The organism is Caulobacter sp. 05T431 (assembly GCF_056665975.1).
In genome coordinates, this window is sequence record NZ_JBFTKU010000025.1 from 28,879 (window position 1) to 51,263 (window position 22,385).

22 protein-coding genes and 1 riboswitch are annotated in these 22,385 nt (G+C 69.7%); of the genes, 13 read left to right on the top strand and 9 right to left on the bottom strand.

All coding sequences use genetic code 11. From position 1 onward, the window contains the following. Positions 1–2: 2 nt before the first annotated feature. From AC1U89_RS20280 to AC1U89_RS20290, 3 genes are all read right to left on the bottom strand, one after another. Complete coding sequence (locus AC1U89_RS20280; RefSeq protein WP_479901451.1) at positions 3–1,559, bottom strand: carboxylesterase/lipase family protein; 1,557 nt, start codon at positions 1,557–1,559, stop codon at positions 3–5. 78 nt (positions 1,560–1,637) lie between these two features. Next, positions 1,638–2,840, bottom strand: a complete 1,203-nt coding sequence (gene pcaF / locus AC1U89_RS20285; RefSeq protein ID WP_479901452.1) for a 3-oxoadipyl-CoA thiolase — start codon at positions 2,838–2,840, stop codon at positions 1,638–1,640. 67 nt (positions 2,841–2,907) lie between these two features. After that, complete coding sequence (locus AC1U89_RS20290; RefSeq protein ID WP_479901453.1) at positions 2,908–3,039, bottom strand: hypothetical protein; 132 nt, start codon at positions 3,037–3,039, stop codon at positions 2,908–2,910. 135 nt (positions 3,040–3,174) lie between these two features. On the opposite strand from AC1U89_RS20290, the gene AC1U89_RS20295 reads away from it, so the two are divergent. After that, complete coding sequence (locus AC1U89_RS20295) at positions 3,175–3,600, top strand: GNAT family N-acetyltransferase (RefSeq protein WP_479901454.1); 426 nt, start codon at positions 3,175–3,177, stop codon at positions 3,598–3,600. On the opposite strand, the gene AC1U89_RS20300 is transcribed toward AC1U89_RS20295, so the two are convergent. Together AC1U89_RS20300 and AC1U89_RS20305 are read right to left on the bottom strand one after the other, a co-directional pair. Next, on the bottom strand, positions 3,597–5,336 hold the full coding sequence (locus AC1U89_RS20300) for an ATP-binding protein (protein ID WP_479901455.1): 1,740 nt from the start codon (positions 5,334–5,336) through the stop codon (positions 3,597–3,599). The genes AC1U89_RS20295 and AC1U89_RS20300 overlap by 4 nt on opposite strands. 117 nt (positions 5,337–5,453) lie before the next feature. After that, a complete protein-coding gene (locus AC1U89_RS20305) occupies positions 5,454–7,097 on the bottom strand; it encodes a pectate lyase (RefSeq protein WP_479901456.1) in 1,644 nt (547 codons plus the stop codon). A gap of 515 nt (positions 7,098–7,612) precedes the next feature. Between AC1U89_RS20305 and AC1U89_RS20310 the strand changes: the two genes are divergently transcribed. The 7 genes from AC1U89_RS20310 (at position 7,613) to AC1U89_RS20340 (ending at position 13,804) form a co-directional block, all read left to right on the top strand. Further along, on the top strand, positions 7,613–7,783 hold the full coding sequence (locus AC1U89_RS20310) for a hypothetical protein (protein WP_197026752.1): 171 nt from the start codon (positions 7,613–7,615) through the stop codon (positions 7,781–7,783). 101 nt (positions 7,784–7,884) lie between these two features. After that, positions 7,885–8,901: a sensor histidine kinase gene (locus tag AC1U89_RS20315; protein WP_479901499.1), complete on the top strand. Its 1,017-nt coding sequence runs from the start codon at positions 7,885–7,887 to the stop codon at positions 8,899–8,901. A 96-nt stretch (positions 8,902–8,997) separates the two neighbouring features. Further along, positions 8,998–10,881, top strand: coding sequence for a transglycosylase domain-containing protein (locus AC1U89_RS20320; protein WP_479901457.1), 1,884 nt, complete (start codon positions 8,998–9,000; stop codon positions 10,879–10,881). Positions 10,882–11,044: 163 nt separating this feature from the next. After that, the gene (locus AC1U89_RS20325; RefSeq protein WP_479901458.1) at positions 11,045–11,968 is read left to right on the top strand and encodes an IMCp domain-containing protein; all 924 of its coding nucleotides are present in this window, start codon (positions 11,045–11,047) and stop codon (positions 11,966–11,968) included. Between the two features lie 132 nt (positions 11,969–12,100). Next, the gene (locus AC1U89_RS20330) at positions 12,101–12,301 is read left to right on the top strand and encodes a hypothetical protein (RefSeq protein ID WP_029916704.1); all 201 of its coding nucleotides are present in this window, start codon (positions 12,101–12,103) and stop codon (positions 12,299–12,301) included. Between the two features lie 61 nt (positions 12,302–12,362). Then, entirely contained in the window at positions 12,363–12,980 is a 618-nt protein-coding gene (locus AC1U89_RS20335) for a DJ-1/PfpI family protein (RefSeq protein ID WP_479901459.1), read from the top strand. A 71-nt stretch (positions 12,981–13,051) separates the two neighbouring features. Continuing rightward, the gene (locus AC1U89_RS20340) at positions 13,052–13,804 is read left to right on the top strand and encodes a DUF4019 domain-containing protein (RefSeq protein WP_479901460.1); all 753 of its coding nucleotides are present in this window, start codon (positions 13,052–13,054) and stop codon (positions 13,802–13,804) included. Positions 13,805–13,813: 9 nt separating this feature from the next. Here AC1U89_RS20340 and cuyB read toward each other — a convergent pair whose 3' ends face one another. Beyond that, positions 13,814–14,482 carry a cysteate racemase gene (gene cuyB / locus AC1U89_RS20345; RefSeq protein WP_479901461.1) on the bottom strand — a complete coding sequence of 223 codons (669 nt, stop codon included), beginning with the start codon at positions 14,480–14,482 and terminating at the stop codon, positions 13,814–13,816. Next, positions 14,475–15,476, bottom strand: coding sequence for a D-cysteate sulfo-lyase (gene cuyA, locus AC1U89_RS20350; protein ID WP_479901462.1), 1,002 nt, complete (start codon positions 15,474–15,476; stop codon positions 14,475–14,477). The genes cuyB and cuyA overlap by 8 nt, the downstream gene beginning before the upstream one ends. 187 nt (positions 15,477–15,663) lie before the next feature. On the opposite strand from cuyA, the gene AC1U89_RS20355 reads away from it, so the two are divergent. The 3 genes from AC1U89_RS20355 to ypfJ are packed head-to-tail and all read left to right on the top strand — an operon-like array spanning position 15,664 to position 17,543. Next, positions 15,664–16,221, top strand: coding sequence for a tetratricopeptide repeat protein (locus tag AC1U89_RS20355; protein WP_479901463.1), 558 nt, complete (start codon positions 15,664–15,666; stop codon positions 16,219–16,221). 52 nt (positions 16,222–16,273) lie between these two features. Further along, positions 16,274–16,660 (top strand): hypothetical protein, encoded by a 387-nt coding sequence (locus AC1U89_RS20360; protein ID WP_479901464.1) that lies wholly within the window; start codon positions 16,274–16,276, stop codon positions 16,658–16,660. Positions 16,661–16,694: 34 nt separating this feature from the next. Beyond that, positions 16,695–17,543: a KPN_02809 family neutral zinc metallopeptidase gene (gene ypfJ / locus AC1U89_RS20365; RefSeq protein ID WP_479901465.1), complete on the top strand. Its 849-nt coding sequence runs from the start codon at positions 16,695–16,697 to the stop codon at positions 17,541–17,543. Positions 17,544–17,557: 14 nt separating this feature from the next. On the opposite strand, the gene AC1U89_RS20370 is transcribed toward ypfJ, so the two are convergent. Beyond that, positions 17,558–18,337, bottom strand: coding sequence for an alpha/beta fold hydrolase (locus AC1U89_RS20370; RefSeq protein ID WP_479901466.1), 780 nt, complete (start codon positions 18,335–18,337; stop codon positions 17,558–17,560). Positions 18,338–18,618: 281 nt separating this feature from the next. Continuing rightward, a riboswitch (TPP riboswitch) is annotated at positions 18,619–18,724 on the top strand. 73 nt (positions 18,725–18,797) lie between these two features. Here AC1U89_RS20370 and thiC point away from each other — a divergent pair. Next, positions 18,798–20,636, top strand: a complete 1,839-nt coding sequence (thiC, locus tag AC1U89_RS20375) for a phosphomethylpyrimidine synthase ThiC (protein WP_479901467.1) — start codon at positions 18,798–18,800, stop codon at positions 20,634–20,636. A gap of 104 nt (positions 20,637–20,740) precedes the next feature. Then, positions 20,741–21,253 carry a hypothetical protein gene (locus AC1U89_RS20380; RefSeq protein ID WP_479901468.1) on the top strand — a complete coding sequence of 171 codons (513 nt, stop codon included), beginning with the start codon at positions 20,741–20,743 and terminating at the stop codon, positions 21,251–21,253. Here AC1U89_RS20380 and AC1U89_RS20385 read toward each other — a convergent pair. After that, positions 21,250–22,239 carry a hypothetical protein gene (locus tag AC1U89_RS20385; RefSeq protein ID WP_479901469.1) on the bottom strand — a complete coding sequence of 330 codons (990 nt, stop codon included), beginning with the start codon at positions 22,237–22,239 and terminating at the stop codon, positions 21,250–21,252. The genes AC1U89_RS20380 and AC1U89_RS20385 overlap by 4 nt on opposite strands. Between the last annotated feature and the right edge of the window lie 146 nt (positions 22,240–22,385).

Sequence of the window (22,385 nt, forward strand, 5' to 3'; positions counted from 1 at the left end):
CGCTACTTGCCCGCGCTCTCCTGGAACCGCAGCCGCGCGATGTCCGGATCGTCGACCAGCCGCGTCTCGGGCCCGATCAGCATCTTCTTCGGCGCGGCGGGGTCGTAGGGCCTCCAGGCCGGCAGGCCGGGGCCGTTCGGATCGCCCGAGCGCGCGAAATTGATCCAGTAGGACGACATCTGGTCGGCCACCCGGCGGTCGACCGCGTCGGTGGTCCAGGCCTTGAGGATTTCCGGATGGTCGAACACATAGACGATGTCGGCCGAGTGGAAGGCCCCGAAATCCTTGCCGCGATTGGCCGCGCCGAACCAGCCGTCCGGAATCTTCGGCGCATGGTCGAAACGGTAGACATAGACGGGCGACTTGCCGGCCTGGGTCTGGGCCACGGCCCAGCGCCAGGTGGGCAGGCCCATCCACAGGTCGCCGGCATAGGTCTGCTGCGAGGCGCGGGCCACGGCGGGCGGATCGGCGGGATAGAGGGCCAGGGCGTCGCCCACACGCGGACCGAAGCGTTCGGCCAGCACCGGTTGCAGCGCCCGGTCGCCGAAGACCGCGCCCTGGAACAGGCTGCCCTCGTCGCGGTTCCAGCCGACCAGCAGCGGCACGTCCGACTGCGCCCGCGCGGCGAAGGTCTGGGCGGCGGTGGCGGGCAGGATCCAGCCGTCCAGGTTCGGGCGGAAGGCGAAGCTGGCGTTCGGGGCCATGCTCGCCGCCAGGATCTCGGCCGAAGACCGTTCGCGCAGGCGCTTGAGATCGTCGCCGCCCAGCGACCGGGCGAAGGCCTGGCCCACCGCCTCGGCCTGGGCCAGGGTCTGGTCTTCGCCCATCATCGAGAAGGCCGAGCCGCTCTCGCCGATGGCGCGATGGAACAGGCCCTTGGCCTCGGGCGAGATCATCATCCGGCTGACCGCGTCCGAGCCGGCCGACTCGCCGACGATGGTGACGTTGTCCGGATCGCCGCCGAACGCCGCGACATTGGCCTTCACCCAGCGCAGGGCGGCGACCATGTCGGCCAGGGCCTGGTCGCCGCTGGCGTGGCGCGGGCTTTCGGCCGTCAGTTCGGGATGAGCCATGAAGCCGAAGACGCCCAGGCGATAGTTGATCGTCACCACCACCACGCCCTTGCGGGCCAGGGCCTGGCCGTCGTGGCGCGGTTCAGACCCCGAGCCGGCGCCGTAGCCGCCGCCGTGGATCCAGAAGAACACCGGCAGCTTCTCGGTCGGCTTGGCGGCCGTGGTGACGTTCAGATAGAGGCAGTCCTCGCTCATCGACGGGGTGAACGGGTCGATGTCGTCATAGCGCTTGGGCTGCAGGCAGTTGGGCGCGTAGGCGTCGACCGGGCGCACGCCGGGCCAGGGCTGGACGGGCTCGGGCGGCTTCCAGCGGCGCTCGCCCACCGGCGGGGCGGCGTAGGGCAGGCCCTTGTAGACCCGCACCCCATCKTCGGCGGCCGGGACGGCGGCGATCTCGCCGCCGGTGATCCTCAGGGTCTGGGCGGCGACGGGCGTCGCCAGAAGGGCCGCCGCGACGAGCGACAGGGCGAGGGCGCGAAGGGTCATGGGCGGGCTCCGACGATGCGGCGCCGATCATGGATGATTCAGCGCGGAGGTCACGCTGCGGCGCGGTAGGGGGCGGCCCTAAACCCGCTCCACCACCATCGCGATCCCCTGGCCCACGCCGATGCACATGGTGGCCAGGCCATAGCGGGCGCCGCGCCGGTGCAGTTCTTCGACCAGGGTCAGGCCCAGGCGCGCGCCGCTCATGCCCAGCGGGTGGCCCAGGGCGATGGCGCCGCCGTTGGGGTTCACGTGCGCGCCATCGTCGGGCAGGCCCAGGTCGCGCAGCACCGCCAGGCCCTGGGCGGCGAAGGCCTCGTTCAGCTCGACCACGTCGATGTCGCCGATCGACAGGCCTAGGCGCGCCAGCAGCTTCCGGGTGGCGGGGACCGGGCCGATCCCCATGACGCGCGGCGCGACCCCGGCGGCGGCCACGCCCAGGATGCGGGCGCGGGGCGTCAGGCCGTGGGCCTTGGCCGCCGCCTCGGAGGCGACGATCAGGGCCGCGGCCCCGTCGTTGACGCCCGAGGCGTTGCCGGCGGTGATCGTGCCGCCCTCCTGGACGATGGGCTTCAGCGCCGACAGGGCCTCGATCGTCGTGGCGCGCGGGTGCTCGTCCTTCGAAACAATGACCGGGTCGCCCTTGCGCTGGGGCAGGACGACCGGGACGATCTCGGCGTCGAACCGGCCGGAGGCCTGGGCCGCCGCCGCACGGGCCTGGCTGCGCAGGGCGAAGGCGTCCTGGTCGGCGCGGCTGACCTTCCAGTCGTCGGCGACGTTCTCGGCGGTCTCGGGCATGGAATCGACGCCGTAGGCCTTGCGCATGGACGGATTGACGAAGCGCCAGCCGATGGTGGTGTCGAAGATCTCGGCGTTGCGCGAGAAGGCGCTGTCGGCCTTGCCCATCACGAAGGGCGCGCGGCTCATGCTCTCGACGCCGCCGGCGACCATCAGCTGGGCTTCGCCGGCCTTGATGGCGCGGGCGGCCACGCCCAGGGCGTCCAGGCCCGAGCCGCACAGTCGGTTGACGGTCGAGCCCGAGGCGGTGGTCGGCAGGCCGGCCAGCAGGGCGGCCATGCGCGCGACGTTGCGGTTGTCCTCGCCGGCCTGGTTGGCGCAGCCCAGCACCACGTCGTCCAGCGCGCCCCAGTCGACGCCCGGGTTGCGTTCGGCCAGGGCCTTGATCGGGATCGCCGCCAGGTCGTCGGCCCGCACGCTGGACAGCGCCCCGCCGTAACGGCCGATCGGCGTGCGGATCGCGTCGCAGATGAAGGCGTCGGCCATGGCGCGGGTGTTCCCAAACGTTTGTTTGAGCGCAAACTAACGGTCCGGTCCCCGCGATCAAGGGCCGTTAGTTCTTGATGTCGATCGTCTCGATCCGCGACTGGGTGGCCTCGGCCTTGCGATGGCCGGGCACGGGCATCAGCAGGCCGACCAGGATGGCGGCCAGGACGGCGAGGGGAATGAAGGCCTTGAGGGCCATGACGCACACGAACTTGCTGTTGATCCGACACGGAAACAGCGTCCTGGGCGGCCGCCGGGTTCCAGAGTCGGGACCTCGACCCTGCCGGTCGCCCAGGGTTTCGCGGGCGTGGCGAAAGCGGGCTAGGCTGGCGAGATGAGCTTCGAGATCCACCAGACCGAGACGCCGTCGCTGGAGTCCTACCAGCAGGGCCTGGCCGTGCTGCGCGCCTTCACCGGCCAGGCCGTCGGCCCGCCCGACAATCGCGACTTCGCCCTGCTGATCCGGACGCCGGGCGAGGCCGCGGTGCAGGGCGGCCTGTGGGCGCAGTCGCGGTGGGGCGCCTTCTATGTCGACATGATCGTGGTGCCCGAGGCGCTGCGCGGGACGGGCGTGGGGACTGATCTGATGACCCGGGCCGAGGCCGAGGCCCGGGCGCGCGGCTGTCATCTGATGTGGCTGGACACCTACGCCTTCCAGGCCCGGCCGTTCTACGAGCGGCTGGGCTTCGAGGTTTTCGCCGAGATGGACGGCCCCGAGCCGTTCTATCCGCGCTGGTTCATGCGCAAGACCCTGGCCTAGAGCGCGACCGCCGCGACCGCTCGGGTGGCGGGGCAGGCGCGGGCGATCGCCGAGATCAGCGCGGCCGGCTGGATCGGCTTGGCCTGCACCGCGTCGAAGCCGCAGGCCAGCAGGTCGCCTTCGTCGCCGTGCATGACGTCGGCGGTCAGGGCGATGACGGGGATGTCGCCGGCCCCGGCCGCCCCGGCGCGGACCCGGCGCAGGGCTTCCAGCCCGTCCATGTCGGGCATGTGCACGTCCATCAGCACCGCGTCGTAGGCGTGCTCGCCCAGGCGCTGGAGGGCCTGGCGGCCGTTGTCGGCGACCTCGACCCGGGCGCCGGCGGCTTCCAGGATGGTGCGCGCCACCAGCTGATTGATGTGGTTGTCGTCGGCGACCAGCAGCCGAAGCCCGGCGATGCCCTCGCACGGCGCGCCCGGCGCGATCTGCGGCGCCGCGACGGCCGGCAGCGGGAGGGCYAGGGTGAAGGCCGAGCCCTGGCCCGGCGCGCTGCGCACCGTGATGGCCCCGCCCATCAGCTCGGTCAGCTGCTTGCAGATGGCCAGGCCCAGGCCCGTGCCGCCGAACCGCCGGGTGATCGAGGCGTCGGCCTGGGAGAAGGCCTGGAACAGCCGCGCCTGCTGCTCGGCCGACATGCCGATGCCGGTGTCGACGACCTGGATCTCCTGGAAGGCCGCGCCGGCCGGGCCGACGCGCAGGGTCACCGCGCCGCTGGCCGTGAACTTCAGGGCGTTGGAGATCAGGTTGGTCAGGACCTGGCGAAGCCGGGTCGGATCGCCGCTGACCCAGGTCGGGGCCAGCGGGTCCACCACGCTGGTCAGGCGCACGTCCTTGGCGGTCGCCGCCTCGGCCCACAGGCCCACGACCTCGTCGACCAGGTCGCGCAGGTCGAAGGCCAGGGTCTCCAGCTCCAGCTTGCCCGCCTCGATCTTGGAGACGTCCAGCACGTCGTTGAGGATGGTCATCAGGCCTTCGCCCGAGCGGATCAGCATGTCGACCTGGCGCGCCTGCTGGCGGTCCAGCGGGCCGGCGGTCAGGGCGCGGGCCATGCCCAGGACGCCGTTCATCGGCGTGCGCAGCTCGTGGCTCATGGTGGCCAGGAACACCGACTTGGCGGCGCTGGCCGACATGGCCGCGCGCTCGGCGGCCTCCAGGGCGGCGAGGCGGCGGGCGTTCAGGGTGGCGCTGGAGACGGTGTAGAGCAGGACCAGGGCCACGGCGATCAGCACCGTCAGGGTGGACCAGCCGCCGTAGCCGCCCAGCAGCAGCGGCATGCCGGCTAGGGCCAGGGCGGGAAGCCCGGCGTCGAAGGCGAACACCGTCGGCGAGCGGAAGGTCACCGCCTGGGCGTGGATCAGCTGTCCGGCGGTCAGGCAGACGGCGGCGAAGCGCAGGGCTGGGTGCTCGGACAGCCACAGCACCACGGCCAGGGAGGTCCAGACGCTGACCATCACCACCACGGCCGAGACATAGCCGGCGCGGCGGACCTTGGGCCCGGCGTCCCGTTTGGCGGCCAGGCGGGTGAYGGCCAGTCCGTACAGGTCGGCGAACAGCACCGCGGCCAGCCAGGCGAACGCGGTGCGGAAGCCCAGGTTGAACAGCAGGAAGCCGGTGATGCACACGGCCATGATCAGCCGTTGCGGACGCGCGCGCCGGCTGGCCGCGGCGACCTCGTCGACCCGCTCGTCCAGAATGCCGAGCCTGTTCGGCCCGGGCGAAGGCGCCTGCCGCGTCATGCCGCCGGTCTAGCGGAAAACCGTTAGGAATATGCTGCGCAGGGCCGCGCCTCGTCGGGCTGCGACATTTGGCCGTGGGCGGGACAMGCGCGAGAAGCGCGCGTGTCCCGGTCCGGTCTAGGCCGTGATGTAGCGGATCAGGGCGGCCATGTTCTCGATATAGGCGCCGGTCGAGATGCCCGGCTTGGGCACGTCGGCGATGTAGGGCGAGGTGTCGGTGGGGTCGCCGACGCGGGTCGCCGAGAATTCGCCCGGGGTCACCGTGGTGGAGCCGTCGCCGATATAGGGGTTGCTGACCGCCTTCATCGGGGTGGGCCACCAGCCCTCGGCGTTCAGGCCCGCCATCAGGCCCGCGACCTCGGCGTCGGTGGTCTTCTCGCTGGTCTTCAGGGCGCCGACGTTCAGGTCGGAGACCGAGATCGTCTTGGTGGTGAAGTAGCGGGGCAGGGGGCGGCTGCCGCCCTTCACCTTCAGCGGCGAGTCCTTGCTGACCACCTCGGGCGGCGTGGCCTTCAGCGCCGCGTAGCGCTTGCGCAACTTGTCGATGTTGACCGCCCGGAACGACGAGTAGTGGACGATCGTGTTCTCCCAGTGCTTGTCGATGAAGTACTCGCCGTTGAAGACGTTCGAGCCGCGACGGTGCACGTAGAGCGGCTCGTTCGTGCCGATCTCGATGAAGGTGGGATAGCGCGGGCGGCCGGGGGCGACGTTGTCGGGTAGCTTCAGGCTGGCCAGCCAGTCGATGGTCTCGGGAATGCGGTCCAGGTACTTCGGGTCGCCTGTCAGCTCGTAGTAGTCCATCAGGTTTTCGAGGTTGCCGGCTGTGGTGTGGCTGGCGAAGGCCTTGGGCTCGTAGGTGCGCGCGCCGGCCGGCTTGAGGTCGGCCACGGTGTGCTGCAGCCCCCAGCCGGGCTGCGGCATCGGCTGGTGGGCGGCGATGTAGACGTCCATGGCCCGCTTGATCGGGTCCAGCACGCGTTTGTCGCCCAGGGTCTGCCAGACCATGATCAGGAACTTGACGTTCTCGTCGACCACGCCGTCGTTGAAGGTGATGTAGCCGGTGTAGTCGGGGTGGCCCTTGTTCTCGAAGCCGCCCGACAGCGGGAAGCGCTGGGGCCAGCCGCCGACCGGATACTGGCTGTCGAGGACGAACTGGATGGCCTTGTCCAGCGCCGGCTTGAAGGCCTTGTCCTTCTTTTCCAGATAGATGCGCAGCATCAGCTGGCAGCTCTCGGCCGTGCCCTCGTCGTCGAAGGTGGCGTTGCCGTAGTAGTGCTGGAATTCCTCGAGCCGCCAGCCGTTCTTGCCGATGGTGTCGTACCACTTCTTCAGCGACTCCGGCCCGGCCAGGTCGCCCATGTAGTTCCAGCCGCCCGCGGGGTGCTGGATCTTGATCAGCGCTTGAGCGGCTTTGCGGGCCGCCTCGTAATAATATTCGTCGCCGGTGGCGTGATAGGCGTCGAGGAACAGGTGGCCCATGGTCGCCGTGCCCGGCGGCTGGACCCAGATCATGGTCGGGAAGGCTTCCATCTCGCCGAACCGGCGCGAGAAGTCGGGCAGGTAGCTCCAGACATAGCCGCCCTCGTACGCGGCCTTCTCGGCCATGAAGGTCGTGGCCTTCTTCATCGTCGCCAGGACCTGGTCCTTGGACGGGGCGGCGCCTTGGGCCAAGGCCTTCAGCGGGGCCATGGCCGCGGCGGCGGCGAAGCTGGCGGTGGTCGTCGCCAGCAGGCGGCGGCGGGTGAGGGGGCTAAGCGGCATGACGACGAGACTCTCCCTGGGACTTCACGTCCGGACCCCGCGACGCAAGGACGCGGCGCGGCGGCCGGGGGGAGAAGCGGGAGGGGCCTTACCACCCTCGCGTTCCTGGTCGTCCTCCCGATCGGTCCTTGCCAAAACCTTGTCGCCGTTGGGGCGGCGTGTGTTGGGCATAGGTATGATACCGGTGTCATGACTTGACCAGCGCCTTTTGGTAAAGCTTTGTTATGTGACGCTGGCGTCATTCTCCTGCGACAGGCCGTCACGTTGTGTGGGAACGGCCGTCGAGCGAGAACGGGGCATCGGTTTTTGAGGCGACGCCGCCGCGCCGGGTTTGGTAGCGCGCGACGCCGTCCTGTTGGGGAACAGGACGACGGCCCCGGGTCAGGAATGACTCGGGGCCGTTTTCAGTTCTGACACCGGTGTCCGCCATAAGCGCTTGATTTTACGTGATGTTACACCGTTCTGCGACCAGCGGTCACATGGATGGCGTCGTTCATCTCCCGTAAATGTTCAGCATGCCCAGCCAACTCGACCATTTGAACGAAGCCGAGCGTCTCGAGCGACAAGCCGAGCTCGCCGACAGCGATCACGCCCGCGAGGCGCTGCGCCGCATGGCCCAGACGTCACGTCTGTCGGCGGCCCTGGTCGGCATGCTGGAAGCCAGCCGTGAAGAACTGCCGGGCTGAGGTTGGATCGGTCGTTTCCCAAGAAGCTCGTCCCCAAAATACACGCATCGCTTGAATTGCTGCGCGGCTCGGTGAACATGGTCTTCAGCAAGGAGACCCTGGTGTCGGGCGAGGGATCGGACAAGACCGTTCTGGAAGGCGCCGGCGCGTACTTCCTCAGCGTCGTGGAGGCCAGCCGCGACTGCATCCGGGTGATCAGCCCCGAAGGCTTCGTCGAATACATGAACGCCCGCGGCCAGGCGCTGTTCGAGATTGAGGACTTCGCGGGCCGCAACCGCAACCGCTACTGKCCCGACATGTGGCCCGCCGAGAGCCGCGTGGCCGTCGAGCAGGCCTTGCAGACCGCCCTGGCCGGCGAGGCCTCGGCCTTCCGCGCCCAGTGCCCCACGGCCAGGGGCGAGCCGCGCTGGTGGGACACCACGGTGTCGCCGATCCTCGATGAAGGCCGGGTGATCCGGGTCCTGGCCACCTCGCGCGACGTGACCGGCGAGGTGCGCGCCGAGGCCCATCGCCAGCTGCTGGTCAACGAGCTGAACCACCGGGTGAAGAACACCCTGGCCACGATCCAGTCGATCGCCAGCCAGTCGCTGCGCAACGCCGGCGTCGACCTGGCCGTGCGCGGGGCGTTCGAGGGGCGGCTGATGGCGATCGCCGCCACCCACAACGTCCTGACCGACGAGAACTGGTCGGCCGCCAGCCTGCGCCAGATCATCGACGGTTCGGTCACGCCCTATCGCGCCAATCCCGGCCAGCTCACGATCAGCGGCCAGGACCTGATGGTCTCGCCCAAGCCCGCCGTGGTGTTGGCCCTGGCCTTCCACGAGCTGGCGATCAACGCCCTGAAGTACGGCGCCCTGTCGTCGGCTGGCGGCCATGTCGACATMGGCTGGTCGGTAGCGGACGGCGACCGGCTGGACATCACCTGGACCGAGCAGGGCGGCCCCCCGGTCCGACCGCCCGAGCGGCGCGGGTTCGGCTCGCGCATCGTCGAGCTGGCCCTGCCCAACGAACTGGGCGGCGAGGTCGACATCGACTACCGCCCCGAGGGCCTGCGCTGCCGCATCCATGCGCCGCTGGCCGCCCTGGACAAGATCGACGCCTTCATGCCGCTGGCCTAGGCGCCGCGCCGCCAACGTCCTGACACGGTGAACCCCGATCCTCCTGGGCCGTTGTGCAAGCTTGAGCGGCGTTGAGGTCGCGGAGGCGCGTCGCTGATGATCCCTGGGAGCGTGAAGGCAAGGCTGGCGTCCGCCTGGACGGTCTCGCGCGCCTTCGTCGTCCGTCATCGGCTGTGGTTCGGGGCGGGGATCGGGGCGCTGCTGCCGCTGGTGGTCCTGCTGGTCTGGCTGGGCGCCAGCCTGCCGATCTCTCGCGCCCTGGAGCCCTTGCCCAACCGGGCGCTGATCCTGCTGGACGACCAGGGCCGGCCGTTCGCCCGCCGCGGGGCCTACAAGGAGGCGCCGGTGGTCATCAAGGCGCTGCCCAAGCACGTCCCGGCCGCCTTCATCGCCATCGAGGACCGGCGGTTCTACCACCACCTGGGCGTCGACTTCGGGGGCATGGCCCGGGCCCTGGTGGTCAACGCCAAGGCCCACCGCACCGTGCAGGGCGGCAGCACCATTACCCAGCAACTGGCCAAGAACGCCTTCCTGAAGCCTGAGCGCAGCCTGCGCCGCAAGGGTCAGGAGGCGATGATCGCCGTTTGGCTGGAACTGCGGCTGTCCAAGGACGAGATCCTGTCGCGCTATCTCTCCAGCATCTATTTCGGCGACGGGGTCTACGGCCTGGGCGCGGCGGCGCGGCACTATTTCGGCAAGCCGCCCGAGCAGCTGTCGATCGGCGAGGCGGCGATGCTGGCGGGCATGGTGAAGGCCCCGGTCGATCTGGATCCCGTCGACCATCCCCAGGCGGCCGGGGCGCGGGCCCGGCTGGTGCTGGACGCCATGGTCGACACCAAGGCGATCACCCGCCAGCAGGCCGACGTGGCCGGCCACGTCGTCGTCACGACCACCCGGGCCGACCTGCCGGTGGGCGGCTATTTCGCCGACTGGATCTCGCCCCAGGTGAAGTCGGCCTTCGACGGGCCCGGCTACGGCGAGGTGCGCGTGCCCACCACCCTGGACAGCCGCCTGCAGCGCATCGTCGAGCGCGTCGTGGCCGCCGACTTGAAGGGCGCGGCCAAGCGCAAGGTCGGACAGGTGGCCGTGGTCGCCATGCGTCCGGACGGCCGGGTCGTGGCCATGCTGGGCGGGACCAACTACCGCCAGACCCCGTTCAACCGCGCCGTCCAGGCCCGGCGCCAGCCCGGCAGCGCCTTCAAGCTGTTCGTCTACCTGGCCGCCCTGCGCGACGGGGCCACGCCCGACAACCTGGTGATCGGCGACCCGGTGACGATCGGCGGCTGGACGCCGGCCAACTACGAGGGCGGGGGCGGGCGCGACCTGACGATCCGCGACGCCTTCGCCCAGTCCAACAACATCATCGCCGCGCGGGTCTATCAGCAGGCCGGCGGACCGGCGGTGGTCCAGGCGGCGCGGGACCTGGGGATCGTCTCGCCCCTGCGCCAGGACGACGCCACCCTGGCCCTGGGCACGGCCGAGACCAATCTGCTGGAACTGACGAGCGCCTATGCGGCCGTCGCGTCGGGCAAGACGCCGGTGCGGCCCTACGGGCGTCCGGACACGGCGGCCGCCTCGGTCCAGGACCTCAATCCCGACCAGCGCGCTGAACTCCTGGACCTGTTGGGGGCGGTGGTCGAGGAGGGGACGGGCCGCGCCGCCCGCCTGGGCCAGAAGGCCTATGGCAAAACCKGCACCACCCAGGACTATCGCGACGCCCTGTTCGTGGGCTTCACCGGCGACCTGGTGGTGGGGGTCTGGGTCGGCAACGACGACCATTCACCGATGAGCCGCATGGTCGGCGGCGACCTTCCGGCCCGCATCTGGCGCGACGTGATGACCGCCGGCCTGAAGGCGGGCCTGGTGGCGCGCGACGCCCCGCCCGAACCGCGCTACCGCCAGGTCGAGCCCGAGGCGGTCGAAGACGCGCCGCGTCCCAGACACGTGCCCAAGTGGCTGCGGCGGATCTTCGGCCTCTGACCTCCGGTTTGGTCCGGGCCTTGCTGCCAGACCAACGCCGCGACCCAGAATGGGACGCTTTTCGACCGCGTTCGGGGGAGCGGTCGGTGGGCGGCTGGGCGGCGTAGTCGGAAAGGCTTTTACGATGAACCCGAAGGCAGCGCTCCTGATCGGAGCCGCGACGATGACGCTCGCCGCGTTGGGACCGGCGGCCGCCGCCCTGGCGGACGGCTATCCGGCCCGCGCCACCCCCATCGTCCAGGCCGCGCCCAAGCCGGCGGCCAAGCCCGCTCCGAAACCTGTCGTCAGGACCCGGGTCAAGGTCGTCGAGCGCCCGGTCTATGTCGAGAAGGTCGTCAAGCAGCTGGTCTATGTCGATCACCCGGTGGACAGGGTCGTCGAGAAGCGGGTCGAGGTCCCGGTGATCGTCGAGAAGACCGTCGACCGCCCGGTGTATGTCGACCGCCCGGTGGACCGGATTGTCGAGAAGCGCGTGGAAGTGCCCGTCGAGCGTATCGTGGAGAAGCGTGTCGAGGTGCCGGTGGTCAGGATCGTGGAAAAGCCGGTCGACCGCATCGTCGAGAAGCGGGTCGAGGTGCCGGTCGAGAAGATCGTCCGCGTGCCCGTCTATGTCGAACATGACGAGCGTCGGGGCTGCGACTGCGACGACGACCGTCGCGGCTATCAGGAGCACGCCGACCAGGATCGCGGCTATCGCGAGCAGGGCCGCCAGGTCGAGCGGTCGGAAGAGACCTACGAGTCCGAAAGCTCGCGCTACAGCGAGGAAGGCCAAGGCTGGAGCTATCAGGGCAGCTACATGGCCGGCGACGGCTACGCCCAGTCGCTCGAAGGGGCGGCCGGCGGCGGCTACTACGGCTCGTCCACGGCCCGTTACGGCGTCGGCGGCGGATGGATCGGCGGCCAGGCCTATGGACGCTCGGGCTACGCTCGCGGCTGGTCGGGCGCGGCGGCGTCGTCCAGCGCCCAGGCCAGCTCCAGCGCCAGTTCCTCGGTCAGCGTGTCGGTGTCGCGCGGCGGCCGTTATGGCGGCGGCGGTGGCCACGGTGGCGGTTCCACGGGCGGCCACGCCGGTTGCTGCGGCCGTTAACCGCGTTCCAGCAGAAACCCGGGTGCACGGAGCGAAAACGCGCCGTTCTGCATAGTCTGGCCCTTGGAATCGGTCATCATTCGCCCCCTGGGGGATCACGCGCGACGCGAGTCGCCTGATCGGGAGCGGATCGTGGACTTGATCCTGGTGGTCACCAAGCCGTTCGACTGGTGTGTCGAACGCAAGGGGCAGACCCTGTCGCGCCATTCCAGCCAGGAAGCCGCCTACAAGGCCGCGCTCGACTACGCCAGCGCGCTGTTCGAGGAAGGCATCCGCACCCAGGTCACGATCAAGCCCGAAGCCCGCACCTTCGCCGGCGTCACGGCGGAGTGACCTCCGCACGAAAGCGCTCTAAGACCCGGGTCGGGTTCGACGTCCTGGGGAGCAKAAGCTCGTGCAGATCGCGGTTCTGACGTTCGACGGTTTCAACGAGCTGGACTCGTTCATCGCCGCGGCGATCCTCAACCGCATGAAGCCCCACGGCTGGAAGGCGCACATCACCGCGCCGACCGACGAGGTGACCTCGATGAACGGCGTGGTCGTGCGTCGCCAGAAGCCGCTGGCCTTCGCCGCCGAGGCCGACGCGGTGATCGTCGGCAGCGGCGTGAAGACGCGTGAAGTCGCCGCCGACGCCGGGCTGCTGTCCCAGATCGGCCTGGACCCGGCGCGCCAGCTGATCGCCGCCCAGTGCTCGGGCACGCTGCTGCTGGCCCGCCTGGGCCTGATCGACGGCGTCCCCGCCTGCACCGACCTGACGAGCAAGCCCTGGGTGGTCGAGGCCGGAGTCGACGTCATCGACGCGCCGTTCTTCGCCAGGGGCAATGTCGCCACGGCGGGCGGCTGCCTGGCCTCGCAGTACCTGGCCGCCTGGATGATCCTGCGCGGCGCCGGCCGCGAGGCGGCCGAGGCGGCGATCCACTATGTCGCGCCGGTGGGCGAGAAGGGCGCCTGGGTCACGCGGGCGATGGACGTGGTCGCCCCGTTCGCGGACGAGGCGATGGCCGCCGAATAGGTCCGGAGCCGTGCAATTCCCGCGGTTTCAAGCTATGAGGGAGTCGCTAGATTTCGCGGGGGCAGTCGTTCATGGAAGATCCGCCGAAGCGTTCCTTCATAACCGGCGAAATTGACGTCAAGGCCCTGATCGCCTTCGTGTTCGGCGCGATCTTCATCATCACGATCCTCGCGTTCGCGACGCTGGTGAAAGATCCCAGCTCGACCGCGATCTGGACCTATCGGGTGATCCTGGCCCTCGCCGCCGGCGGTGTCGCGGCCATCCTGCCCGGGTTCATCGACGTCAAGTACAAAAGCTTCGTCCAGGCCGGCGGCGCCATCGGCGTGTTCGTGCTGGTGCTGATGGCCTTTCCCACGCCGAGCCCGGCGCCCGAGAAGCCGGCCGCGCCCGAGAAGGCCGCCGAGGCGGCGTCGCAGGCGCCCGCTCCGGCGGCCTCCTCGCAGGAAATCGTCTGGCCGACCGAGGATCCAGACTTCGTGGCCCGCAAGTACGTCGAGCTGGTCGACAACGAGAAGTACCTGGAAGCCTACGAGCAGATCGACAAGTCGATCGGCATTCCGTGGGCCACCTTCGAGGCTACCTACAAGGCCGGTCACAAGCCCCTGGGCGCGGCGGAGGACCGGCGGCAGACCGGAGCCAAGCGCGAGATCGACCCGCCGGGCAAGGCCAAGGGCGCCTATGCGCTTATCACCTTCCAGACCAAGTTCGCCAAGGAGCCCAAGTGCCGGGAGGAGGTCGTCGAGCTGCGGGCGATGCCCGACAACAGCTGGCGCGTGGCCAAGCACGAAAGCTCGCCCCAGCTGGTCGATTGCATCGGCCTGTAGGGCCGCCGCTCAAACGGAGAGGCAGACCTCCACGCACCGCTTGGCCAGGGCTTCGGTGGCGTCGATGAAGGGCACGGTCAGGTCGGCCGCGCCCATCACCAGCGGCACCTCGGTGCAGCCGGCCACCACCACCTGGGCGCCCTTGCCGACCAGCCGGTGGGCGAGGGCGGCCATGGTCTCGCGGCTCTCCGGTCCCACGTCGCCGTGCTTGATGCGGTAGAGCAGGGCCATGAACTCGACCTGCTCGTGGTCGTCCAGGGTGACCGCCTCGATCCCCAGGTGCGAGAAGGTTCGGCGATAGAGGGCCAGGGCCCCGCCGGTGCCCAGCACGCCCACGCGTTCGGCGCCGTCCTTCTTCGCCGCCAGGCCGGCCGTCTCGATCAAGTCCACCAGCGGCAGGCCGCTGGCCCGGACCTGGTCGGCATAAGCGTGGGCGGTGTTGCAGGCGATGGCCAGCACCTGGGCGCCGGCCTCGCGCAGGCCCACGGCCATCTCGGCCAGGACAGGACCGGCCGCGTCATAGCTGTTGTTGCGGTCGGGGACCTTGGGGTTGATGTCGACCAGCACCCGCAGATGGTCCTGCTCGCGGCTGACCGGCGTGGCCGCCTGCAGCTTGGACAGGAAATCCAGGGTGGCGGCGGGCCCCATGCCGCCCAGGACGCCCAGAACCTTAGACAAGGGCGGCCTCCAGTTCGCTCTGATAGCCGAACAGGCCCTGGGCCCCGCCGGTGTGCAGGAACACCACCCGCTGTCCCTTGAACGCGCCCTTGCGGGCCTGGTCGATCAGGCCCTTCATCGCCTTGCCCGAATAGACCGGGTCCAGCAGCAGGCCTTCGGTGCGGGCCGCCAGGGTCAGGGCGTCGATCACCCCCTGGTCGACCAGCCCGTAGCCCGCGCCGACATAGTCGCAGTCGGCCACCACCATCTCGCGCTTCACGCGGCCGGCCGCGCCGATCGTCTCGGCCGTGGCGACGGCCAGGTTGAAGACGTTCTCCTCCTGCTTGGCCTTGGGCGCGCGGACGCCGAAGCCGAGGATCGGGATGTCGACGCTGAGGGCGGCGAAGCCGGCGACCAGGCCCGCATGGGTGCCGGCGCTGCCGGTGGCGGTGACCAGGCGGTCGATCTTCAGGTCCAGGGCGTCGGCCTGGACCACCAACTCGCGGGCGCAGTCGACATAGCCCAGGGCCCCGACCGTGTTCGAGCCGCCGCCGGGGATCACATACGGCTTGCCGCCGCGCTGGCGCACCGCCGCGGCCGAGGCCTCCAGTTCGGCGACCATGTCGGTCCCGCCCGGCACGAAGCGGATCGACGCGCCCATCAACCGGTCCAGCAGGACGTTGCCGTTGCCGACATAGTCGCTGGCCTTCGAGCCCGTACGCTCCTCCAGGATGATCTCGCTCTTCAGCCCGAACCGGGCGCCGGCGGCGATGGTCTGGCGCACGTGGTTGGACTGCACCGCGCCCTGGGTGACCAGGGTGTCGGCGCCTTGGGCGAGGGCCTCGCCCAGCAGGAACTCCAGCTTGCGGGTCTTGTTGCCGCCGCCGGCCAGGCCGGTGCAGTCGTCGCGCTTGACCCACAGGTCGATCCCGAGCTCGGCGCCCAGGCGGGGCAGGGGCTCGAGCGGCGTCGGCAGGTGGGCGAAACGGGCGCGGGGGAAGCGGGCCAGATGCATCGGGCGTCTCTCGGTACTGGAGGGCGGACGTTCGCCGATTCCCTACAGGCTCGGGCGCGGTCGTGCTATGGTGACGGTCAGAAAAGCACGACCCGGCGCGTTCTCCGCGCGACTGCCTCAGCCGCGCCGCGTCGCCAAGAGCCGCGTCCTCAAAAGTCGCGTGGCTGGCCGCGCTGGGGAGAGGCGCATGGCTTCGATCAGGATCATCCTCTGCGCGGCGGCGGGGCTGCTGCTGTGCGGCGCGCCGGCCGGGGCCTCGACGCTGATCATCGGCGGCGGGGCGGCCAAGGAGTGCGCCGACGCGGCGCTGGACGGGCGCTCCGACAACGCCTCGATCACCACCTGCACCCTGGCCCTGGAGACCGAGATCCTGAACTTCCGCGACCAGGCCCGCACCTACGTCAATCGCGGCGTCCTGCACCTGCGGCAGCACGATTTCGACGGGGCGATCAGCGATTTCGACCAGGCCTCGAAGATCGATCCCAGCCTGGGCGAGGCCTATGTCAATCGCGGCGCGGCCTATGTCGGGTCCAGCCGCTACGGCGAGGGCCTGGCCCAGATCGACCAGGGCCTGGCCCTGGGCGTCAAGGATCCGCAGAAGGCCTATTTCAACCGCGCCATCGCCCACGAGAACCTCGGCGACGTGAAGGCGGCCTATCTCGACTTCAGCAAGGCGGCCGAACTGGATCCCGATTGGCAGGCCCCCAAACAGGAGCTCACGCGTTTCACCGTCAAGCGGCCCTGAACGCGACGCATTGGACGCGTATCCAGGGGCCATGAAACGGAGCCCTGACGGCATGAGCACGGTTCGGACGATGATCGCGGCGACGGGGCTGGCCCTGGCCTTCGCCGCCTCGGCCTCCGCCCAGGTCGACCCGCGCGCCCAGCGCGAGCGCAACGCCTTCTACCTGCAGCAGGACACGGCCCGCCAGAACGCCCTGGCGGCCCAGCGCGAGCTGTCGGCGGCCCAGAGCCGCTACAACACCCAGCTGACTCTGCGGTCGCTGGACGAGGCGGCGCATCCGCCCACCCAGCCGACCTTGCGCACGACCCCGTCGCCGGTCCCGCCGCGCGGCGCGGGCGCCGAGGCCATGGCGTCCGACATCGAGCGGATGGAGCGGCTGACCGACGAGGCGCTGGCCGCCAGCAACGCGCGCCTGCGCAGCATCAAGCCGGCGTCCTGACGCCCTTTCCGGACAAAACCAGGAGACCAAACGCATGGAGTGGGGTGGCGGACGCCGCGAGGGCAATATCGAGGACCGTCGCGGCATGGGCCCGGTGGGGCTGGCCGGCGGCGGCATCGGGGCGGTGGTGCTGGCCGCGATCGGCTATTTCGTCTTCGGCATCAGTCCCGACACCACGATGAGCGTCGTCAACGGCGCTCAGCAGCCCGCCGCCCAGGAGGGCGCGCGCGGTTCGGTGAGCGATCGCGAAGGCCAGTTCATCGACGTGATCGAGACCTCCAACACCGACGTCTGGGGTCCGCTGCTGGCCAAGCACGGCGTCACCTATCGACCGCCCGCGGCGGTGGTGCTGTACACCCAGGCCACCGGCACCGGCTGCGGCACGGGCCAATCGGCCATGGGCCCGTTCTATTGCCCGGCCGACAACAAGGTCTATCTGGACACCAGCTTCTGGAGCGAACTGGAGACCCGGTTCGGGGCCAAGGGCGAGTTCGCCCGCGCCTATGTGATCAGCCACGAGATCGGCCACCACATCCAGAGCCTGACCGGCGCGGCCGACGAGGCCCGGCGGCTGGGCGCGCGCGGGGCCGAGAGCGGCTCGGTGCGCCTGGAGCTGCAGGCCGACTGCTACGCCGGCGTCTGGGCCCGCCACGCGCCCGAGGCCTCGAACGGCGGCATCCAGATCACCAAGGCCGACATCCAGGACGGCCTGGGCGCGGCCTCGGCGGTCGGCGACGACGCCATCCAGGAACAGGCCCAGGGCCGCGTCATGCCCGACAGCTTCACCCACGGCACCAGCGCCCAGCGCATGCGCTGGTTCGGCAAGGGCTACGACGCCGGCGATCCCGGCGCCTGCGACACGTTCGGGGCGCGGACGCTCTAGCCGCCCGCCCATCTCTAATCGCTTGATCGGGCGGCGCGTTCGATCAGGTCGGCGATCGCCTGCGGGTGCGAGATCATCGAGACGTGGCTGGACGGCAGCTCGATGGTCGTCGCCTTCATCCGCTGGGCCAGGAACGGCTCCAGGTCCGGCGCGATGGTCTCGTCATGGGCCGAGACGGCGTAATAGCTGGGCTTGTCGCGCCAGGCCGCGACCGTGGTCTTGCCGGCGAACAGGGTCGAGGCGATCGGTTGCTGGGCGGCGTACAGCGCTCGCGCCCGGGCGGCGGGCACGTCGCCCGCGAAGTGCTTGAGGAAGGCGTCTTCGGTCAGCCGCGAATAGCCGTCGGCCGCCACCACCCCGGCGCGGGCCGGCGTGGTCGGGTAGCGCGCGGCCAGGGTGGCGACGGTCTCGCCCGCGTCGGGCGCGTGGGCGGCCACATAGACCAGGGCCGTGACCTTGGGGTCGAGGCCCGCCTCGGTGATGACCACCCCGCCCCAGGAATGGCCGACCAGCACGGTCGGGCCGTTCTGCAGGGCCAGGGCGCGGCGCGTGGCGGCGACGTCATCGACCAGCGAGGTCAGGGGGTTCTGGACGGCCGTGACGTTGTACCCGGCCGCCTGCAGGCGAAAAACGACGTCGGTCCAGCATGAACCGTCGGCCCAGGCGCCGTGGACCAGCACCACGTTGCGGACAGGTGCGCGGGCCAAGGCGCGGGTCGCGCCGACGGTGGCGACGGCCGCTCCGAGCACGGCGCGACGAGTGGCGGCTGAGCCGCCTTCGGGCTTTGAGGGCATGTGGGATCCTCCAGGTGATGGAGCCTAGCACGCCGCCCGAGCGGGTGGAGGCGAACCCTACGCCKCCGATCCGAACGGCGGGCGATTGCTCAGATATTCGGCCGGGTTCACCGCCGTCGGGGGCGCGATTGAGCTGGAGGCCCGTGACGTCCTGGCGGCGCTGGACCGGCTGGAGGCGGCGCTCGACCGGTCGTCGATCCTGGAGCGGAGTCGGCGCATCCTGGACGCCGCCGCGCTCAACGCACTCGCCCTTGACCCGCGCGTCAGTCGGTCTAGGGTCGCCCCGTTCACCGGGGGGCCGCTTCGCGCGGCTGAGATTGGGCTTGGCCCTGACCCGTCGAACCTGATCCGGGTCATGCCGGCGAAGGGAGGGAACGCGGTCGGAACGCTGAAACCCCGTCCGTAAACCGACTTAAGCGCGACACGTCCGGGTCTCCTTGAAGCTGAAGGAGCGCCCGAAATGAACATCCAGTCCACCATCAAGGCCGTGGCCGAGACCCTGTCGACGGGGCCGATCCCCGGCTCGCGCAAGGTCTATCAGGCCGGCGAACTGTTCCCCGACATCCGCGTGCCGTTCCGCGAGGTGGCCGTCCACCCGTCGGCCAACGAGCCGCCGGTGACGATCTACGATCCGTCCGGTCCCTACAGCGATCCGTCGGTGGCCATCGACATCGAGAAGGGCCTGCCGCGCTCGCGCGAGGCCTGGGTCGTGGCGCGCGGCGACGTCGAGCTGGTCACCGATCCCCGCCAGGTGAAGCCCGAGGACAACGGCTTCGCCGCCGGCAAGCACCTGGCGCCGGAATTCCCCGACGCCTCGCGCAAGATCTACCGCTCCAAGCCCGGCAAGCTGGTCACCCAGCTGGAATACGCCCGGGCCGGGATCATCACCGCCGAGATGGAATATGTCGCCATCCGCGAGAACCTGCGCCGCGAGCAGACGCGGCCCTGCGTGCGCGACGGCGAGGACTTCGGCGCCTCGATCCCCGACTTCGTGACGCCCGAGTTCGTCCGCCAGGAAGTGGCGCGCGGCCGGGCCATCATCCCGGCCAACATCAACCACGGCGAGCTGGAGCCGATGGCGATCGGCCGCAACTTCCTGGTCAAGATCAACGCCAACATCGGCAACTCCGCCGTGCTGGGCACGGTGGCCGACGAGGTCGACAAGCTGGTCTGGGCCACGCGCTGGGGCGCCGATACGGTCATGGACCTGTCCACCGGCCGCAACATCCACAACATCCGCGACTGGATCATCCGCAACAGCAGCGTTCCGATCGGCACGGTGCCGATCTATCAAGCGCTGGAGAAGGTCAACGGCGTGGCCGAGGACCTGAACTGGGAGGTCTTCCGCGACACCCTGATCGAGCAGTGCGAGCAGGGCGTCGACTATTTCACGATCCACGCGGGCGTGCGGCTTCCCTTCGTGCCGATGACGGCCAAGCGCGTGACCGGCATCGTCTCGCGCGGCGGCTCGATCATGGCCAAGTGGTGCCTGGCGCACCACAAGGAGAACTTCCTCTACGAGCGGTTCGAGGACATCTGCGAGATCATGCGCGCCTACGACGTGTCGTTCTCGCTGGGCGACGGCCTGCGTCCGGGMTCGACCGCCGACGCCAACGACGAGGCCCAGTTCAGCGAACTGCGCACCCTGGGCGAGCTGACCAAGGTGGCCTGGAACCATGGAGTCCAGGTGATGATCGAGGGGCCCGGCCACGTGGCCATGCACAAGATCAAGGCCAACATGGACGAGCAGCTGAAGCACTGCCACGAGGCCCCGTTCTACACCCTCGGCCCGTTGACCACCGACATCGCGCCTGGCTACGACCACATCACCTCGGCGATCGGYGCGGCSAWKATCGGCTGGWTYGGCACGGCCATGCTSTGCTACGTCACGCCCAAGGAACACCTGGGCCTGCCGGACCGCGACGACGTCAAGACCGGCGTCATCACCTACAAGCTGGCCGCCCACGCCGCCGACCTGGCCAAGGGCCATCCCGGCGCGGCCATGTGGGACGACGCCATCAGCCGGGCGCGGTTCGAGTTCCGCTGGGAGGACCAGTTCAACCTGGGCCTCGATCCGGAGACGGCCCGCAAGTTCCACGACGAGACCCTGCCCAAGGAGGCGCACAAGACCGCGCACTTCTGCTCGATGTGCGGCCCCAAGTTCTGCTCGATGAAGATCAGCCAGGAGGTCCGCGATTTCGCGGCCGGCAAGGCGCCGAACAACGCCGAGCTGGGCATGGCCGAGATGAGCGAGAAGTTCCGCGAGCAGGGGTCTGAGATCTATCTGAAGACGGAGTAGCCGGAATGGGGGACACACGCTCGCGGTAGAGGTCTTGCCAGGTCGGCCAGGGCGTGTGAGCGAGTGTGTGTCCCCGCCTTCGGGCGTGAACGGAGAACCCGAGCGTGCTGTCCCTGATCCTGGCCGCGACCCTGCAGGCCGCCGCGCCGACCGCCATGGCCGATCCGCTAGGCCCCGCCCGCATCGGCGACCTGCAGTGCTATCGGCCCGATCCGGTGCGTAAGACCTGCCGGTCGATGGCCGGCTACGCCTTCGCGGCCGACGGCAAGATCACGAACAGGGCCGAGGTGCTGCTGCAGGACTCGCCGCCGGTGACTATGACCACGGTCACGCCGGTGACGGTGAGGGACGGGGCGGTCTGCGGGCCGATCTCGGGGATCGACAAGGCCCAGATCGCCTTCCGCGGCCGCCGCGTCCCGGAGGCGGACGCGGTCTCGATCCGCGCCCAGATCCAGGAGTCGATGGCCTCGGTCCTGGGCCAGGAGGTCTGCACCACCTATCGCCGCAGCGGCGACTGGTGGATCGCCGAGGTCAAGCTGAACGGCGTGGCGCGGCCGGACATGGGCGACACCCTGATGTGGGTGCCGGCCGCCGCCGGCTACACGGTCCAGCCCTAGCTGCTGGCGAACCGGGCGCGCATCGCCTCGTCCTTCTGCTCGCGCCAGTAGAAGTACAGCAGCACGGCCATGGCGCCCGACAGGGTGTGCCACAACAGGCCGTGCGGCTGGAACTTGCTGGTCGCGCTGCACATCGGTCCGCCGGTCTGCGACAGGATCTGGAACATGGTGGCCAGGCCGAAACAGCCCGCGCCGACCCACCAGAAGATCGTCGCGCGCTTGGACCAGCCGTCGTCCCAGTCGGCCTTGACCTGGTTCTTCCAGGCCGTCCAGCAGCCCAGGCGGACCATGTCGTAAATCTGCAGCGCCAGTTCGGTCAGGAAGTAGAGGCCGACCAGCGAGGCGATCAGCTTCATCGAGATCAGGTGCACGTCGTCCAGGATGCGGCTCAGCATGGTGAAGAGGATCACCAGCACCGCATAGGCGCAGTAGAAGAACACCCCGATGTTGAACCGCCGCCTGACCGTGATGACCGGCAGGAACGAGGCGAAGACGTACATCGACATGCCGTCGAACCAACTGACCGTGCTGGACAGCGAGGCGTGGAACCACATGCTGCCCAGCCCCAGGAACAGCACGGCGAAGACCCACACCTCGGGGACCCAGCTGTCGGAACTGTAGAAGACGTTCCTGACGTCGGACTCGCCTTCCAGGGCCTTCTTGCGGTCCCAGCGGATGAAGAACACCACGGCCAGCGAGGTGAACAGCGCGTAGTAGTTGCTGTTGGTGTTGATCGGCTGGCGAATGCCCGGCGCGCCGTGGGCGACCTGGTCGACGTCGAAATGCTCGCAATAGCAGCTGTCGGGATGGTCCACGTCGGGCGTGGTGGTGCCCTCGATGAAGGGAATGACCTGTACGCCCGCCGCATTGATGTTGGTGCAGGAGTCCGGGTGGGCCGGCCAGCCCGCCAGCGCGAAGATGTAGAACGGGATMAGGACCAGCAGCGCGCCGCCGCCCCACACGAAGAAACCTCTGATCGGCGCCATGGCCTGCCTCCGGGTTCTCGACCGTGGAGCGTCCGTCGTAAGGCGACGCTCCGATCGGTTGAGGAGAATGACACGGTCGCGCTTAAGTGCAATGACGTTGGTCGGCGATCCGACCGAAGGGCGATCGTGGTCCGATCCGGAGCGAA